This is a genomic window from Ideonella sp. WA131b, assembly GCA_023657425.1.
Taxonomy (GTDB): domain Bacteria; phylum Pseudomonadota; class Gammaproteobacteria; order Burkholderiales; family Burkholderiaceae_C; genus Rubrivivax.
In genome coordinates this window covers 106,300-123,064 of sequence record JAGTJW010000003.1, presented here as the reverse complement: position 1 = coordinate 123,064, position 16,765 = coordinate 106,300, and the positions used below count along the sequence as shown (strand labels likewise).

Sequence of the window (16,765 nt, the reverse complement as noted above, 5' to 3'; positions counted from 1 at the left end):
ATCAGCCGAACAGGCCTTGCAAGAACCAGACCGGCTCGCCCGGCGGCTGCGGCAGGCGGTGGCGGAACACCCACACCAGAGCCCCGCCGTGCGCCTCGGCGATGAAGTAATCGCGCTGCACGGGGTGTGCGTCCCACCAGCCGGTCTCGATGCGCTCGGGGCCGGCCAGCACGCGCAGCGGCCGGCCGCGCACGCACGGCGTGCCGTCGGCGGCCTCGGCCAGCGGCTGCGGCTCGGGCAGCAGCCAGGCCGGGCGGTGCAGCGGCAGGGCCGGGTCGAGCAGCGCCAGGCCCGGCGGCAGCGCCGGCAGCGCGGGCTGCGCGCCCTCGCCCTGCAGCGGCAGCGCGCGGCTGCCGCACTCGGGGCGGTGGTCGGAGACGGCCACCAGGCGCTGCACCTGCGCGTCGCCCAGCCGGGCGCGCAGCCGCTCCACCAGGCGCAGCAGGCCCTCGGCGCGGCTGGCGCGCGTGGGGAACAGCTCGCCGTTGGGCGGTGGCGCGGCCACCACGTCCTGGCAGCGCAGCAGCAGGTCGAGCGTGGGCGCGGGCAGCTCGAGGCGGCCCAGGCGCTCTTTCAGCAGGGCCTGCAGGTGGGCGGCGTCGACGGCCGGCTCGGCCAGCGTCACGGCCAGCTCGGTGGGCGGCACCGCGGCCTGGCGCGCACGCTCGTGCAGGCAGCGCAGCACGAAGCGGGCGACGCGCACCTGGCGGCCCTGGGCCCAGGCCACCAGCCGCGCCAGCAGCACGCCGGCGCCGTGCAGCACCTGCTCGGCATGCTCGGCGCGCGCGGCCAGCTCCAGGCGGGCCTCGAACACCGGCGGCAGCGTCGCCCAGCAGCGGGTGTCGGGGGCGTCGCCGTAGGCGTGGTCCAGCGTGTCCAGCAGGCCCTCGCCGAAGCGGCGCGCCAGGCCGCTGCGCGGCTGGGCGCGCAGATCGGCCAGGCGGTGCAGGCCCATGGCCGTCATGCGGGCCGTCATCTCGGCGGCGACGGCCGCGCGCGGCGCCGGCAGCAGGGTCACCGGGGCGCGCCCGAGCAGCGCGGCCAGCGCGGCGCGGTCGCTGGCGTGCGGGCCGTGCAGCGCATCCACGCCGCGCGGCGCCCAGCGCGCCAGCAGCGCCGCGCCAGCGGCCGTGGGCGCCGCGGCGAGTTGCAGGCGGTGACCCAGCGGCGCCAGCACCGCCGCCAGCCGCCGCGGCAACGCCACCGGGCCGCCAAAGAGGCGCAGGCTGGCCTGCACCTCCAGCAGCACGGTGGCGGGCTCGGCGGGATGGGGCTCGGCGACGTGGGGGGTGAAAGCCAGCGCCGCGTGCGCCACCGCGCACAGCGCGGCGGCCTCGCGGGCGGGGTCGGATTCGGCCAGCAGCACGTCGGCCGCCAGCGCCTGCGCGGTGGCACGCTGGCAGCCGGCACGAATGCCGCGGGCCGCCGCCGCGGCATTGAGCTGCACCACCCGGTGCTCGGCCACCAGGGCCACCGGGCGCGCGTCGGCGCTGGCCAGGGCGTCGCCCTCGGCCTGCGGCAAGGTGGCGCAGAAGGCCTCCAGCGGCAGCAGGGGCAGGTGGACGGCGATCCAGAGCATGGAGACACGCGGGCGGGAGCGGGGATGGCGAAGGCGGCGGCACCAAAGGCCACGGGGCAGCGACGCAGCGGCGGCCGCCGTCGTTCACGCCGCCTGCAGGCCGGGGTCGCGCCCGCCCGGCAGCGCCAGCGGCCCGGGCGGCGGCACCAGCTCGGGCAGCGGCAGCTCGGGCAGCACCGGCGGCAGCCACAGCACCACCGGCTCGGCGCACGGCGGGCCGCGGCGCTTGAGCAGCTGCAGGCACAGCCGGTCGGGCCCGGCGCTGGCGAGCAACAGGCGCAGCGGCGCGGCGCTGGGCTGGCGCGCCTCGGCCGCCGGGCGCAGCAGGAACACCGGGCCCTCGTGCGCCTGTGCGGCCAGCTGCAGCCGGCGCAGCGCGTCGGCCGGCAGCCGCGCCGGCAGCCAGGCCACGATGGCGCCGACCTCGCCGCTCTTGAGCGCCTGCTCCAGCGCCCAGAGCACGTCAGCGGCCGGCAGCCGTGTGCGCGCCGGGCGGCGCGAGTGGGCGGATCGATCGGGCCGCCCCGGCCACACCGGCCGGGCGCGCACGACGACGAGCTGGCGCAGGTCGATGTCCAGCGCCGCCAGCACCCAGGCGCAAGGCTCGGCCGGCGGGTCGAACCACATCAGGCCGCGGCTGGCCGTGGCGCGCCGCTGCACCGCGGCCAGCGCCGGGGCCAGCAGGCGCAGCTCGCCCAGGCCCTCGTGCGGCAGCAGCAGCTCGGTGAGCGAGCCCAGCGGCCAGCCGCCGCCCGGCAGTTGCGCATCGAGCGCGCGGTGGCCGCTGGCGATGGCGCAGCGGCCGTCGGTGACCACCGGACGCGCCAGCTCGTGGGCGCGCCAGACGGCGGGGTGCAGCGCCGGGCGTTCGCCCATGCCGGCCGCGCCGCCCGCGCCCCCGGGGCGGGGCGGCGGCTCGGCAAAGAGATCGGCTTGCAGGTCCGGTGGGTTCACCAGACAACTGTATGTTTATCCAGTATTCCCCGCAAGCCGGGGCCGCGTGATCAGGTGCCGGTGTCGGCCGCGCCCCAGCGCCAGGGCGAGGCACGCTCGGCAGCGTCGCGCCGGCGGAACTCGCCGGGCGACACACCCAGCGCGCGCTTGAAGGCCTTGGAGAAGCTGAACGCGTCCTGGTAGCCCACGGCCTGGGCCACGTCGTCGAGCTTGCGCCGCGGCTCGCCCAGCAGCTGCATCGCCTTCTGCAGCCGCAGCGTGCGCAGGTGCGACAGCGGCGTGTCGCCCATCGCGGTGCGGAAGCGCTCGGCCAGCGTGGTGCGCGACAGGCCCGCCCCCTGCGCCAGCAGCTCCAGCGACCAGGGCCGGGCGAGGTCGGCCTGCATCAGCGCCACCGCGCGGTGCACGGCGGCGTCGCGCACGGCCTGGCTCCAGCCGCTGCCGGCCAGGCCGCGCTGCGCGACGATTTCGCGCAGCAGCTGCACGAACATCACGTCAAACAGGCCGTGCACCAGCACGTCGCTGCCCAGCGCCGCGGTGGGCTCGGCCGCGGCGCGGCCGGCGGCCTCGGACTCCTGCACCAGCAGCGCCATCGCCAGGCCCAGCGGCCCAAGCCGCGGCATCTGCGTCGCCGGCAGCACGAACCACGCCGGCAGCTCGGCAAACAGCGGGTGCAGCGGCGTGTGCCACAGCTGGTAGGCGCCGCTGATCACCGAGGCCTGCCCGGCGCCGGCCGCGGGCGCCGCCGCCACGCCCCAGGTGCCGGCGATGGGCTGCGGCTCGAGCCCGGCCAGCCGCGGCTCGGTGGCCAGCACGTGCACGCAGCCGCGCGCCATGAAGGCGATGTCGCCGGCAGCCAGCGCCAGCGGCTCGGCCAGCCCTGGCGCGTGCACCCACGCGCGGCCGGCGGTGACGACGTGGAAGCCCATGCTGCGCTCGCAAGGGAAACGCAGCGCCGTGGCCGCGGGCAGGTGGCGCAGATCGAGCAGCCGGCGCTGCAGGCCGGACTGCTGGAGAACATCGCTGAGCAGATCCATGCCGGGATTGTGGCATGACCCCGCACATTTTGTACTCTTGGACAGCAAACTCGGACCTGAAGCCATTTTCCGTACGATTCGGAAGACCGAACATTCCCCCCATTCCAACCCACCCGAGGATCTCCTCCATGACCACCACCCTCATCGTCGGTGCCAGCGGCACCGTCGGCAGCGAACTCGCCCGCCTGCTCGCCACCGCCGGCCACACCGTGCGCCGCGCCACCAGCCGCACCCCCACCGCCCCCGACCAGGTGCGCCTGGACCTCGTCACGCACGAGGGCCTGGCGCAAGCCTTCGAGGGCGTGGACCGCGCCTTCCTGCTGAGCCCGCCCGGCCACACCAACCAGCACGAATTGCTGGGCCCGCTGATCGAGCACGCGCGCACGCAGCGCCTGGACAAGCTGGTGCTGATGACGGCCATGGGCGCCGACGCCGACGCCACGGCGCCGCTGCGCCGCGCCGAGCTGCAGCTCGAGGCCAGCGACCGGCCGTTCAACGTGATCCGGCCGAACTGGTTCATGCAGAACTTCCACACCTTCTGGCTGGCCGGCATCCGCGAGCACGGCACGATCTTCCTGCCCACCGGCACGGCCCGGGGCAGCTTTATCGACGCGCGCGACATCGCCGCCGTGGCCGCCGCGCTGCTGGGCGGCCACGCCCACGACGGCGCGGCGTTTGACCTCACCGGCGCGCGTGCGCTCGACCACGACGAGGCTGCCGCCATCCTCTCGCGTGCCGCAGGCCACACCATCCGCTACCAGGACATCCCGCCCGAGGCCATGCTCGCCGGCCTGCTGGGCGCCGGGCTGCCGCGGCCCTATGCCGAGTTCCTGGTCACCATCCTGGGCACCTTCAAGGCCGGCTATGCCGAGCGGGTCACCGATGCGGTGCCGGCGATCACCGGCCGCGCCCCGATCACCTTCGAGCGCTACGCCGAGGACCACCGCGCGCACTGGCAGGCGCCCGGCGCCTGAGGCGGCGGCCGCGGCGGCGCCACCGGGAGGCGTCAGCCCAGCATCGCCGCCACGCGCCCGCGCAGCCCGGCCGGCGACACCTCGGCCGCCGGCAGCGGTGCGCCCACGTCCAGCGTCACGGGGCTGAAGAGGCCGCGGCGGAACGGCCGGCGCATGGCCGCGCCGCCTTCCACGCGCGAGAAGAAGCTGCCCCACAGATTGCCCAGTGCCATCGGCACCACCGGGACCGGGTGCGTCTGCAGAACCTTCATGAGGCCGCCCTTGAACTCGGCGAGCTGTCCGTCGCGCGTGATCCCGCCCTCGGGGAAGATGGCCAGCAAGTCGCCCTCGTCGAGCACATGACGGGCCTCCTCGAAGGCACGTTCGTAGGCCGCGGGATCGTCCCTCTGCGGCGCGATCGGGATCGCCTTGCCCAGCCGGAACAGCGCGCCGAGCACCGGCGTGGCGAAGATGCGGTGGTCCATGATGAAGCGGATGGGCCTCGGGCTGGCCGCCATCAGCAGCACGGCGTCGACATAGCTCACGTGGTTGCACACCAGCACCGCCGCGCCTTCTGTAGGAATGTGCTCCTCGCCGCGCACCTTGAAGCGGTAGACGCCGCGCGTCAGCAGCCAGGCCAGGAAGCGCAGCAGGTACTCGGGCACGAGCAGGAAGATGTAGCCCGCCACCACCGCGTTGAGCAGGCCCACCACCAGGAACACCTCGGGCACCGTGAGCCCGGCCGCCAGCAGCGCGCCCACCATCAGCGAGCTGACGATCATGAAAAGCGCGTTGAGGATGTTGTTTGCGGCAATGATGCGCGCGCGGTGCGTGGGCTGGCTGCGCAGCTGTATCAGCGCGTACATCGGCACGCTATAGATGCCGGCGAACAAGCTCAGCATGAACAGGTCAGCCAGCACGCGCCAGTGGGCCGGCTGCGCGAGGAAGGCGCTCAAGCCCAGCGCCTCGGCCGGCGGCAGCGCGCGCGACGCGAAGTACAGGTCCACGCTGAACACCGTCATGCCGATCGCGCCCAGCGGCACGAGGCCGATCTCCACGTGGCGCCGGCTCAGCATCTCGCACAGCAGCGCGCCCGTGCCCACGCCCACCGAGAACACCACCAGCAGCAGCGAAGCCACCTGCTCGTTGCCGTGCAGGACCTCTCGCGCGAACACCGGGAACTGGCTCAGGAACACCGCGCCGAAGAACCACATCCAGCTGATGCCCAGAAGGGACCGGAACACCACCACGTTGCCGTGCGCGAGCCTGAGGTTGCGCCAGGTCTCGGTGAAGGGGTTCCAGTTGATGGCCAGGCCGGGGTCGGTGGCCGGCGAGGCGGGGATCGCCTGCGCCGTGGCGCGGCCCAGCACGGCCAGCAGCAAGCAGGCTGCGGCTACGTACTGCGGCCCCACCTGCGGCAGCGCAATGAGCAGGCCGCCGGCCACGTTGCCCAGCAGGATGGCCACAAAGGTGCCCATCTCCACCATGCCGTTGCCGCCGGTGAGCTCGCGCTCGTTCAGGTGCTGCGGCAGGTAGGCGAACTTCACCGGGCCGAACAGCGTGCTGTGCAGGCCCATCAGGAACACGCAGGCCAGCAGCAGCGGCACGTTCTCCTGCACGAAGCCCCAGGCCGCCACGGCCATGATGGCGATCTCGAGCGTCTTGACGAAGCGGATCAGCGCCTCCTTGGGGAACTTGTCCGCGAGCTGCCCGCTGGTGGCGCTGAACAGGAGGAAGGGCAGGATGAACAGCGCGCCGATGACGAGGCCGGCCTGCGACGGCGGAAGCCAGCTCACCTGGAGCTGGTAGGTGACCATCACCGTGAACGCGAACTTGAAGACGTTGTCGTTGCCGGCGCCCAGGAACTGCACCCAGAAGAACGGGGCGAAGCGCCGCTGGCCGAGCAGGGAGAACTGGTTGGCGTGGTTCATGCAGCCTCTTTGCGGAAGGAAGCCAGCGTGTGCAGTGCGCGGCCCTCGAACACCGCGGCCGGCAACCGCGCGCCGCCGCTGGCCAGCGTACGCTTGATGACGAGGTCGGCCAGCAGCGGGTTGTGCTCGCGCAGGCGCTGCAGCGGCGCCGCGTGCGCCTCGGCCAGCAGGCCGGCGCGCACGAAGCGCCGCAGGCTCACCAGCGGCATCACGCCCGGCAGCGGGTGGTCGGAGCCGTGAAGCAGTCGGGCGTGCCAGGCGGCGCGGCGCAGGATCGCGTGCCAGACGGCGTCGGTGCGGTTGCGCTGGAACACGGCGGAGATGTCGCCGAACAGCCGGCCCTCGAGGGCCTTGTCATCCATCAGCCGCGCGAAAAGCTCGAAGGCCGGCACCGAGGGCCTGGAGCGCTTGTCCTCGTCGATGGCGTGGCCCAAGGACGCACCGTGCGCCACGATCACCGGCACGCCCAGCGCCAGCAGCGCGCGCAGGTGCAGCGGGTTGTTGAAATCGTCGCGGTGGGCACCCGGCGCAGCCTTTTCCTCGCCGCAATGCACCACCAGCGGTACGCCGACGCGCGCCAGTCGCTCGCCGAAGGGGCGGCAGCGCGGGTCGCGCAGGTCGATGTTCATGGAGCTCGGCAGCCACTTCACGGCCACCGCGCCAGCCGTCAGCGCGGCTTCCAGCGCGGGCAGAGCGTCGTCGCGGTAGGGGTGGATGGATGCCACCCAGGCGAAGCGGCCACCGCTGGCCCGTGCCACCTCGGCGGTGTAGGCGTCGGGCACGTGGAAGGTGCTCCAGTCGGGGGCGGGGCGGCCAGCGTCGTCGTGCGCGCGGTCGAAGGCGAACAGCCACCAGCGTGCGCCGGCGGGGAAGCCCGCTGCCAGGGTGTGCAGCCGCTCCACGTAGGCGACGTCGATGCCCTCCACCGCGTCCTCGGCGATGCAGGCGGCGTTGAGGATGCCCTTGCGGCGCAGCACCTCGCGCGGCTGCCACCACTCGTGCAGGCTGGGGTGCACGCTGCAGCCGCTGCCGCTGTCGCCCGTGCCCAGCAGGTGGGCGTGGGTGTCGACGAGGCGTGTGGTGTCCAGACCCTCGAACGCGGCGCGCACGAGTTCGTGGTCGGCCAGATCGGGCGGCGGCGCACCGCGGCAGGGGTTGGTCAGCGGCCCCGCGGCGCGCAGGCCCAGCCCGGTGAACAGCCCGGCGCCCATCGCGGCGCAGCAGCCCAGCAGCAGATGGCGGCGCTTCATCGTTCCTTCACCGCACCGTCTGCACGCGGCCTGCGAGCTGGGCGCGTTCGAGCCAGGCGAACACCGAGTCCACCGTGACAGTCTCGATGTGGTCGGCGTAGCGCAGCGCGTTCGGGTGGTCGTCGAAAGCGATGTTCGCGCTGCCCACCCGCGCACCCAGCCGCGTAAAGGCGGGGACGCGCAGCACCGTGGGCTCATAGCCCTTGAAGCGCAGCCAGGCTTGGGCACGCTCGCGGCTGTCGGCTGTGGGCTCCAGCGCCCAGGCCAGCGTTTCGATGGCCCACTGGTTGCTCTGCTGGTAGCGGTGCGCCCAGGGGTAGGCGACCATGTTGTAGGCGGGCTCATGCAGGCGCCGCACGCGCCAGGTGTCGGCCAGCAGCGGGCCCAGCGCAGCCTGCGCAGTGGGGCTGGGCACGGCGAAGGCGGCAACGGGGTCGTGCAGGTCGTCCGTCAGGAACTCGGCCAGGCCCTGCCGATACAAGTCGGCCCGCGCGCTGCCGCAGTGGTTGAGCTTGTGCACGATGCGCCAGCCCTGTGGCGTCTTGTGCGCCCAACCCAGATGGCTGTAGCGCAACCGCCAGCGCGAAAGGTCCTGGCCCGCGCGGGCGATCACCACCACCTGGGCACCACTGGCATCCAGCGCCGCAGCGGTGCGCTGGGCGAGTTCGAGTCCCTGCACGATGTCGGGCACGCTCGGCTGCAAGGGCTCACAGGGTCGGCCGGCCTGGACCAGCGTGGTCCACGCGGCCAGCGCCAACGCAGCAAGCGGGGCCTTCATCGCGTGAGCCTTTCGTTGTGCAGCAGGGCCTTGCCGATCTCGTTGGGCACGAAGGCGATCACCTTGCCGGCGGCCGAGAGCAACCACCCGGCCGACAGCGCCGTCACGGTGACCGTGGTGCCCACCAGCAGCGAAGCGCCGCCCACCACCGCGCCACTCACGGTGACGCTGGCGCGGGCACCGTCGGAGGCGCGCTCCAGGACCCAGACAGTGGCGTTGCCGCTGGCCTCCACCGCCACAACGGTAAGCCCGACGCCGGCCGACAGCACCAGGGCCGGCGCGGCCAGCGACACCGCCAGCGGCAGCATCGACAGCGCGCTGGCGTCCGAGGGGCCGCCATGGGCCCGGGCCGGGGTGGCAACCGTGCCAGCGCAGAGCGCGGCACAAACCACAGCCGTGAGAAATCGCTTGAGCATGGCGGAGCTCCTGGGGTGGTGGATCGTGCTCATTCGTGCTGCTCGTGCTGGGCAGCGTCGTCAGCGAGGTCGGCCTCGTGCGCATCGCGCAGCGTCTTGGCCAGCGTGAAGGCGGCGCTCACGAGGAACAGCCAGCACACGCCCAGGAAGGCCTTGTAGGTGGGGTTGATGCCCATGCGCCACAGGCCCCAGGCGGTGAGCGCCATGGCCAGCGCGAAGCCGCTCCAGACGACCAGGTTCCACATCGGCGCATCGACGCGACGGTGCTCGTTGTCGCGCACGTGCTTGGCCAGCACGAAGGCGCTGGACAGCGTGAACAGGTAGCCCATGAACATGAAGGCGCGGTCGAGGTCCTCGCCGGGCAGCCAGGCCAGGCCGATGCCGGCCAAGGCGATGGCGATGCCGAAGCTGACCCAGACCTGCAGCTTCCAGGCGCGGGTGTCGTGGCGGACGGCGAAATGGACGGGCTCGGTTCGCATGGACGCGGCCGTTGTGACGGCACCAGGGTTGAACACGGTCCGCATCCTGCCTACCTCCTACAAAAGTATCCATCGCCCTGAATAGCGAACTGTTGATTGAGTCCTGTAGTATCCTTAATCGATACTTTCTTCACTCTTGCCCCATGCGCAGCAGCCAGGCCCTTGTCACCGCACTGAAGGCCGAGTTGCGCCGCGCCGGCATCACCTATGCCGAACTGGCGCGTGAGCTGGGCCTGGCCGAGAGCAGCGTCAAGCGCATCTTTGCCCGGGGCGACATGACGCTGGCGCGCATCGACGAGGTGCTGGCCGTGCTGCGCCTGGACTTCGCGGAGCTGGCCCGCCAGGTGGCGCAGGCCACGCCACCGCGCCGCGAGCTCACCGAGGCACAAGAGGAAGCCGTGGTTCGCGACCCCAAGCTGCTGCTCACTGCCCTGTGCGCGCTGAGCCAGTGGAGCGTGGAGCAGATGGTGGCCACCTACACGCTCAGCCGCGCGCAGGCCACCGCCTGCCTGCTGGCGCTGCACGGCCTGGGCATCATCGAGCTGCGCCGCGGTCCGGGCACGGCGCTGCGCTATCGGCTGAAGATCGACAAGACGTTTCGCTGGCGGCCCGACGGGCCGGTGATGCGCTTCTTTCGCGAGCGTGCCATGGCTGACTACTTCGCCGGCAGCTTCGGCGGTCCGGGCGAGATGCTGGCGCTGGTGCACGGGCAGCTGGCGCCGGCCCAGGTTCAGCTGTTCGAGGAACGGATGCAGCGCCTGGCGCATGACTTCGCCCAGCAGCACTTGGCCGACCAGAAGCTGCCGACGCACGAGCGGCGTGCCATCACGCTCGTGCTGGCGCAGCGTTCATGGCTGTTCGCGGGCCTGCGCGAGCAGTTGCGCGAGAGCGCGGCACCGGGTGACCTCGGCCAGACATCGTCAGGCCCATGAGTCGTGGCCCGCGGGGCCGGTGCCCGTCAGGCAGAGGCGGCGCCATCTCCCATCTCAATAGCCGGCACCAAAGGGCGGCATCGGAGAAACCTATCGCGTGCTGCTTCGGTTCCGCTAGCATTCAACTCGTCTATCAATCCGTTCTTCTCCATAGGAGTTTCCATGTCCCTCATCAACAGCACCGTCCCCGCCTTCAAGACCACCGCTTTTGTCAACCGCGGCGTCAAGGGCGAGTTCATCGAGGTCAGCGACGCCACGCTGAAGGGCAAGTGGTCCGTGCTGATCTTCATGCCGGCCGCCTTCACCTTCAACTGCCCGACCGAGATCGAGGACGCGGCCGAGCACTACGCCGAGTTCCAGAAGCTCGAGGCCGAGGTCTACATCGTCACCACCGACACGCACTTCTCGCACAAGGTGTGGCACGAGACCAGCGCGGCCGTCGGCAAGGCCAAGTTCCCGCTGGTGGGCGACCCCACGCACACGCTGACCAACGCCTTCGGCGTGCACATCCCCGAAGAAGGCCTGGCGCTGCGCGGCACCTTCATCGTCAACCCGGACGGCGTCATCAAGACGGCCGAGATCCACAGCAACGAGATCGCCCGTGACGTGAAGGAAACCGTGCGCAAGCTCAAGGCCGCCCAGTACACCGCCAAGAACCCCGGCCAGGTTTGCCCGGCCAAGTGGAACGAAGGCGCCAAGACGCTGACGCCGTCGCTCGACCTCGTCGGCAAGATCTGACGACACCCCACCTGAGCCTGCCGACGCCCGAAAGGGCCCTTCGACAGGCTTAGGGCGAACGGCACTTTCCGAGCCGTTTGGGCTGAGCCTGCCGAAGCCCGACAGGGCCCTTCGACAAGCTCAGGGCGAACGGCAGCTTCCGAGCCGTTCGGGCTGAGCCTGTCGAAGCCCTCTTCGCGGACCCAGCCCCAACGGATCACCACCTCTCCAGGGAACGACCATGCTCGACGACGCCATCAAGACCCAGCTCGCCGCCTACCTGCAGCGCCTGCAGCAGCCGATCGACCTGATCGGCTCGCTCGACGACAGCGAGACGGCCGCCGACATGCGCGCGCTGATCAGCGAGGTTGCCGCGCTGCACCCGACGATGGTGTCGGCGCGCTTCGACGGCCAGGCCGCGCGCAAGCCCTCGTTCCAGATCACCCGCCGCGGCGCCGACATGGGCATTTCGTTCGCGGCCCTGCCGATGGGCCACGAGTTCACCTCGCTCGTGCTGGCCCTGCTGCAGGCCGGCGGCCACCCGCCCAAGGTCGAGCAGGCGCTGCTTGACCAGGTGAAGGCGCTCGAACCCGGTCAGGACCTGGTCTTCGAGACCTGGATGAGCCTGACCTGCCACAACTGCCCCGACGTCGTGCAGGCCCTCAACCTGATGGCGGTGCTCAACCCCCGCATCCGCCACACCGCCATCGACGGCGGTGTGTTCCAGCAGGAGGTCGAGCAGCGGCAGATCCTGGCCGTGCCGCTGGTGTTCCTCAACGGCGAGGTGTTCTCGTCGGGCCGCCTGGAGCTGGCCGAGATCCTGGCCAAGGTCGACACCGGCGCGGCGCAGCGAGCGGCCGCCGGGCTGTCGAAGAAGGAACCCTATGACGTGCTCATCGTGGGCGGCGGCCCCGCCGGCGCGGCCGCGGCCGTGTACGCCGCGCGCAAGGGCATCCGCACCGGCGTGGTGGCCGAGCGTTTCGGCGGCCAGACGCTCGACACCCTCGGCATCGAGAACTACATCAGCGTGCTCGAGACGCAGGGCCCCCAGTTCGCCGCCGCTCTCGAAGCCCACGCCGCCCAGTACGGCGTGGACATCACGCGCATGCAGCGCGCGGCCCGGCTGGTGCCGGCCGAGCACCCCGGCGGCCTGGTGAAGGTGCAGCTGGAAAGCGGCGCCGAGCTCTCGGGCAAGACCGTCATCCTGGCCACCGGTGCCCGCTGGCGCGAGCTGGGTGTGCCCGGCGAGCAGCTCTACCGCAACAAGGGCGTGGCCTATTGCCCGCACTGCGACGGCCCGCTCTTCAAGGGCAAGCGCGTGGCCGTCATCGGCGGCGGCAACTCGGGTGTCGAGGCGGCCATTGACCTGGCCGGCCTCGTCGGCCACGTCACGCTGCTGGAGTTCGGCGACACGCTGCGCGCCGACGCCGTGCTGGCGGCCAAGCTCAGGAGCCTGCCCAACGTGAGCATCCACGTGATGGCGCAGACCACCGAGATCACCGGCACCGCGGCCGATGGAAGCGGCAAGGTCAACGCCCTGCTCTACAAGGACCGCCGCGACGGCAGCGAGCACCGCATCGAGCTCGAGGGCGTGTTCGTGCAGATCGGCCTCGTGCCCAACACCGAGTGGCTCAAGGGCACGCTGGCGCTCAGCCGCTACGGCGAGATCGAGGTCGACGCCAAGGGCGCCACCAGCCTGCCCGGCGTGTTTGCCGCGGGCGACGCGACGACGGTGCCCTTCAAGCAGATCGTCATCGCCGCGGGCGACGGCGCCAAGGCCGCACTCGGGGCCTTCGACCACATGATGCGCAGCGGCGGCACTGCGCCGGCGGCAGCGCCCAGGGCCGAGCCGGTGGCGGCCTGATCGCCGCGGGGTCCATGCGGGCTACGATGCCCGCATGAGCCCTCGCCCCCCTGCCCACCCCCGCCGCGCTGCTCGACGCCGCGCGGCTCGAGCGCAACATCGCCGCGATGCAGGCCCGCGCCCGCGATCTGGGCGTGCGGCTGCGCCCGCATGTCAAGACCACCAAGTGCTGGCCCGTGGTGCAGCGCCAGCTGGCCGCGGGCGCGGCCGGCATCACGGTGAGCACGCTCAAGGAGGCCGAGCAGTTCGCGGCCCAGGGCGTGAACGACATCCTCTACGCCGTGGGCATCGTGCCGGCCCGGCTGCCGGCGGTGCGGGCGCTGCGTGAAGGCGGTTGCCGCCTCACGGTGATCCTCGACTCGGTTGAAGCCGCCGAAACGCTGGTGGCCCATGGCCGCGACCATGGCCACCGCTTCGACGTGATGATCGAGATCGACACCGACGGCCACCGCGCCGGCCTGGCGCCCGATGCGCCCGTCCTGCCGGCCGTGGCGCGCGTGCTGGCCGAGGGCGGCGCCCAGCTCGTGGGCGTGATGACGCACTGCGGCGCCAGCTACGCCTGCCGCGGCGAGGCCGAGCTCGCCGCCATGGCCGAGCTGGAGCGCGCACGCTGCGTCGCCGCCGCCCAGGTGCTGCGCGCCGCCGGCCACGCCTGCCCCGAGGTGAGCGTGGGCAGCACGCCCACCGCCACCTTCGCGCGCGGGCTCGAGGGCGTGACCGAAGTGCGCGCCGGTGTCTACGCCTTCCACGACCTCGTCATGCGCGGCCTGGGCGTGTGTGGCACCGGCGACATCGCGCTCAGCGTGCTCACCACCGTCATCGGCCACCAGCGCGACAAGGGCTGGGTCCTGGTCGACGCCGGCTGGATGGCCATGAGCCGCGACCGCGGCCAGGACGACTGCGGCTACGGGGTGGTGTGCGACGAGTCCGGCGAGCCCCTGCCGGGCCTGCTGATGACCGGCGCCAACCAGGAGCACGGCATCGTCTCGCGCGCCGACGGCACGGCCGACGCCACACTGGCCGATCGCCTGCCCGTGGGCACGCAGCTGCGCGTGCTGCCCAACCACGCCTGCGCCACGGCCGCGCAGTTCGACCGTTATGCCGTGTTGGCCGGTGGCGCCGTGGCCGACACGTGGCCGCGCTTCAACGGCTGGTGAGCCCGGGCGGCCCGGAGGGGGTCAGTCCTCGCTGCTGAGCTTGACCTCGCCCCGCGGGGTGGCGAAAGTGGCACTCAGGGCCGGCCCGTCGGTGTCGTTCACGACCTCGATGCCGCGCAGCTTGAGCACGTCCTGCGCCCGTTTGGGCAGGCCGGCCAGCCGCAACGACCGCAGTTCCAGCCCTGAAGGCGCCATGGCCGCGGCCGGGTGGCGCTCGCCCTTCCACTCGATGAGCACGGGCAGCGCCCCGCCGCACAGCCGCGCGCCGTCGTCGCGCACCAGCAGCCGCCAGGCCAGCGGCCCGGCCGGCGAGGCGCGCTCGAAGGCGATCGGCTCCCCCGGGTGGATGCCCACGTTGATGAGGCCCCAGCGGTGCATCTCGATCAGCGGCGTGCGCACGACCGCCGCCACCAGCCGCGGGTGCTGCGCCAGGCGATCATGCAGCGCCGCGTCGTCGAGGCCGAACCAGCGCGGCCGGCCCGGCGCCGGCGCGGCCGGATCGATGGCGATGATCTCGAGGTAGGCGTCCGGAAAGGCGTCGTCGGCGATGCGCAGCAGCCGGTTGTGCGTGCCCATCGTGGCGTGCACGCCGCCCGGGCCGGGCGTGACCCCCAGCGTGGCCTCGCACCAGGCCACGCCCTGCTCCAGGCTGGCTGCGGCGATGACGAGGTGGTCGAGACGGTTGCTCATCGGCCCATTGTCGCGGGCAGTTCCACCGTGCCCTCGATGCAGAAGGCCACCTCGCCGCCGATCCAGCAGTCGGTGCCGTCGTGCTGCACGTGCACGCGGCCGGCCCGGCCGAGCGCCGCGCCCTGCGCGGCCACATAGGCGCGCGGCGCCAAGCCCGCGCCGATGAGCCATTGCGCCAGGCCGGCGTTGAGGCTGCCGGTGACAGGGTCTTCGGGCACGCCCAGCGTCGGCACGAAGGCGCGCACCTCGAACTGCGTGTCGGCGCCCGCAGGCTGCGGCGCCACCAGGCCCAGATTGACGGGGCCCAGCCGCGCCCAGTCGGGCTTGACGGCCAGCACCTCCGCGGCGCTGGGCAGCAGCACTGCGCACCAACCCGGGCCGTTGTCGACCCATTGGTGGCCGACGATGGCCGCGCGCGGCAGGCCGCAGCCGGCCGCGATGCACGCCAAGAGCGGCTCGTCCAGCGGCCCGCTGCGCTGGAGCGGCGGCGCCGCAAAGGCCAGCCGGGCGCCGTCACGCCGGATGCGCACCAGGCCGACGCCGCATTCCTGCACCACCACATCCGGCTGTGCCGCCACGCCGCCGGCCGCCAGCCACGCGGCGCAACTGCCCAGCGTGGGGTGGCCCGCAAACGGCAGTTCGCCGCCGGGCGTGAAGATGCGCACGCGGTAGTCGGCGCCGGGCTCGCGGGGCGCGAGCAGGAAGGTCGTCTCCGACAGGTTGGTCCAGCGCGCGAAGGCGGCCATCGCGGTCTCGTCCAGGGTGTCGGCGCCGTGCACGACGGCCAGCGGGTTGCCGCGCAGCGGCTGCGCGCTGAAGACATCGAGTTGGTGGAAGCGGTGAGGCATGGGAATCTCCGGGGTTTCAGGCGGCGCGCAGCACCTGCGCCAGCGCCGCGACGCCGTCGGCGATGCGGGCCGGCGGCACGGTGACGAAACTCAGGCGCAGCGTGTCGGCATGGCCGGCCTGCGGGTAGAAGGTGCTGCCCGGCACGTAGGCCACACCGGCCTCCACCGCGCGGGGCAACAGCATCGTGGCGTCCAGACCCTCGGGCAGCGTGAGCCAGAAGAACATGCCACCGGCCGGCACCTGCCAGCGCACGCCGGCCGGCATGTGCGCCGCCAGCGCCGCAGCCATGGCGTCGCGCTGCGCGCGGTAGCGCGCGCGGGTGGCGGCCACGTGGGCGGGCAGCATGCCGCTGGCCAGCACGGTGTGCACCAGTCGCTGGTTGAAGCTGGGCGTGTGCAGGTCGGCCGCCTGCTTGGCTTGCAGCAGCTTGTTGAACAGGGCCGGCGGCGCCAGCAGGTAGCCCAGGCGCAGGCCTGGGGCCAGCACCTTGGAGAAGGAACCCAGGACGACGGCCTGCTCGCCCAGGCGCGTGGCCAGTGGCGGCGGGGGCGGCGAGTCGTACCAGAGCTCGCCGTAAGGGTTGTCTTCCACCACCGGCAGGCCGACGGCCAACGCGGCCTCGGCCAGCGCCTCGCGTCGCGCCGCGCCCAGGCAGCGGCCGGTGGGGTTCTGGAAGTTCGGCAGCAGGTAGGCAAAGCGCGCCGCGCGCTGGGCCGCAAGCGCGGCCGGCAGCGGGCCCTCGTCGTCGCCCTCCAGCGCCTCGAACACCGGCTCGTAGGGCGCAAAGGCCTGCAGCGCGCCCAGGTAGGTGGGCGACTCCACGGCCACCGCGCTGCCGGGGTCGAGCAGCACCTTGGCCACCAGGTCCAGCCCCTGCTGCGAGCCACTGGTGATGAGCACTCGGCCGGCCTCCGCCGCCAGGCCCTGCCCGCGCAGCTCGGCCGCCACCCACTCGCGCAGCGGGCCGAAGCCTTCGCTGGCGGCGTACTGCAGCGCCCCGCGCGGGTGCTGCTCCAGCACCTCGGCACAGGCCTTGCGCAGCTCGGCCACCGGAAAGGTGTCGGCGCTCGGCAGCCCGCCGGCCAGGCTGATGATGCCGGGCCGCTCGGTGAGCTTGAGCAGCTCGCGGATGGTGCTTGGGTTGAGCCGCTCGGCGCGGCGGGCCATCGTCCAGGGCAT

General features: G+C 72.7%; 16 protein-coding genes. 5 read left to right on the top strand and 11 right to left on the bottom strand.

The window, feature by feature from the left end; genetic code table 11:
- Position 1: 1 nt before the first annotated feature.
- The 3 genes from KA711_15640 to KA711_15630 all read right to left on the bottom strand — a co-directional run bounded on the left by KA711_15640 (position 2) and on the right by KA711_15630 (position 3,570).
- On the bottom strand, positions 2-1,579 hold the full coding sequence (locus KA711_15640; protein MCM0610401.1) for a DNA polymerase Y family protein: 1,578 nt from the start codon (positions 1,577-1,579) through the stop codon (positions 2-4).
- An 84-nt stretch (positions 1,580-1,663) separates the two neighbouring features.
- The gene (gene imuA / locus KA711_15635; GenBank protein ID MCM0610400.1) at positions 1,664-2,455 is read right to left on the bottom strand and encodes a translesion DNA synthesis-associated protein ImuA; all 792 of its coding nucleotides are present in this window, start codon (positions 2,453-2,455) and stop codon (positions 1,664-1,666) included.
- A gap of 128 nt (positions 2,456-2,583) precedes the next feature.
- The gene (locus tag KA711_15630) at positions 2,584-3,570 is read right to left on the bottom strand and encodes an AraC family transcriptional regulator (GenBank protein ID MCM0610399.1); all 987 of its coding nucleotides are present in this window, start codon (positions 3,568-3,570) and stop codon (positions 2,584-2,586) included.
- A 128-nt stretch (positions 3,571-3,698) separates the two neighbouring features.
- Between KA711_15630 and KA711_15625 the strand changes: the two genes are divergently transcribed.
- Positions 3,699-4,544 (top strand): NAD(P)H-binding protein, encoded by an 846-nt coding sequence (locus KA711_15625; protein MCM0610398.1) that lies wholly within the window; start codon positions 3,699-3,701, stop codon positions 4,542-4,544.
- A 32-nt stretch (positions 4,545-4,576) separates the two neighbouring features.
- Here KA711_15625 and KA711_15620 read toward each other — a convergent pair whose 3' ends face one another.
- The 5 genes from KA711_15620 to KA711_15600 are packed head-to-tail and all read right to left on the bottom strand — an operon-like array spanning position 4,577 to position 9,377.
- A complete protein-coding gene (locus KA711_15620) occupies positions 4,577-6,454 on the bottom strand; it encodes an MFS transporter (GenBank protein MCM0610397.1) in 1,878 nt (625 codons plus the stop codon).
- Entirely contained in the window at positions 6,451-7,704 is a 1,254-nt protein-coding gene (locus KA711_15615) for an amidohydrolase family protein (GenBank protein MCM0610396.1), read from the bottom strand. The genes KA711_15620 and KA711_15615 overlap by 4 nt, the downstream gene beginning before the upstream one ends.
- A gap of 7 nt (positions 7,705-7,711) precedes the next feature.
- Positions 7,712-8,482 carry a DUF2145 domain-containing protein gene (locus tag KA711_15610; protein MCM0610395.1) on the bottom strand — a complete coding sequence of 257 codons (771 nt, stop codon included), beginning with the start codon at positions 8,480-8,482 and terminating at the stop codon, positions 7,712-7,714.
- Positions 8,479-8,931, bottom strand: coding sequence for a hypothetical protein (locus KA711_15605; protein MCM0610394.1), 453 nt, complete (start codon positions 8,929-8,931; stop codon positions 8,479-8,481). The genes KA711_15610 and KA711_15605 overlap by 4 nt, the downstream gene beginning before the upstream one ends.
- Positions 8,928-9,377 (bottom strand): hypothetical protein, encoded by a 450-nt coding sequence (locus KA711_15600; protein MCM0610393.1) that lies wholly within the window; start codon positions 9,375-9,377, stop codon positions 8,928-8,930. Before KA711_15600 ends, KA711_15605 begins: the two co-directional genes overlap by 4 nt.
- 143 nt (positions 9,378-9,520) lie before the next feature.
- On the opposite strand from KA711_15600, the gene KA711_15595 reads away from it, so the two are divergent.
- The 4 genes from KA711_15595 (at position 9,521) to KA711_15580 (ending at position 14,047) form a co-directional block, all read left to right on the top strand.
- The gene (locus KA711_15595; GenBank protein ID MCM0610392.1) at positions 9,521-10,309 is read left to right on the top strand and encodes a helix-turn-helix transcriptional regulator; all 789 of its coding nucleotides are present in this window, start codon (positions 9,521-9,523) and stop codon (positions 10,307-10,309) included.
- A 162-nt stretch (positions 10,310-10,471) separates the two neighbouring features.
- Entirely contained in the window at positions 10,472-11,047 is a 576-nt protein-coding gene (gene ahpC / locus KA711_15590; GenBank protein MCM0610391.1) for a peroxiredoxin, read from the top strand.
- 220 nt (positions 11,048-11,267) lie between these two features.
- Complete coding sequence (gene ahpF / locus KA711_15585; protein MCM0610390.1) at positions 11,268-12,890, top strand: alkyl hydroperoxide reductase subunit F; 1,623 nt, start codon at positions 11,268-11,270, stop codon at positions 12,888-12,890.
- Between the two features lie 107 nt (positions 12,891-12,997).
- Positions 12,998-14,047 (top strand): alanine racemase, encoded by a 1,050-nt coding sequence (locus tag KA711_15580; protein ID MCM0610389.1) that lies wholly within the window; start codon positions 12,998-13,000, stop codon positions 14,045-14,047.
- 21 nt (positions 14,048-14,068) lie between these two features.
- On the opposite strand, the gene KA711_15575 is transcribed toward KA711_15580, so the two are convergent.
- From KA711_15575 to KA711_15565, 3 genes are read right to left on the bottom strand one after another with little or no spacing between them, the layout of a single operon-like run.
- Complete coding sequence (locus KA711_15575; GenBank protein MCM0610388.1) at positions 14,069-14,737, bottom strand: VOC family protein; 669 nt, start codon at positions 14,735-14,737, stop codon at positions 14,069-14,071.
- Positions 14,734-15,585: a PhzF family phenazine biosynthesis protein gene (locus KA711_15570; GenBank protein ID MCM0610387.1), complete on the bottom strand. Its 852-nt coding sequence runs from the start codon at positions 15,583-15,585 to the stop codon at positions 14,734-14,736. The genes KA711_15575 and KA711_15570 overlap by 4 nt, the downstream gene beginning before the upstream one ends.
- A 16-nt stretch (positions 15,586-15,601) precedes the next feature.
- Positions 15,602-16,765 carry a PLP-dependent aminotransferase family protein gene (locus tag KA711_15565; GenBank protein MCM0610386.1) on the bottom strand — a complete coding sequence of 388 codons (1,164 nt, stop codon included), beginning with the start codon at positions 16,763-16,765 and terminating at the stop codon, positions 15,602-15,604.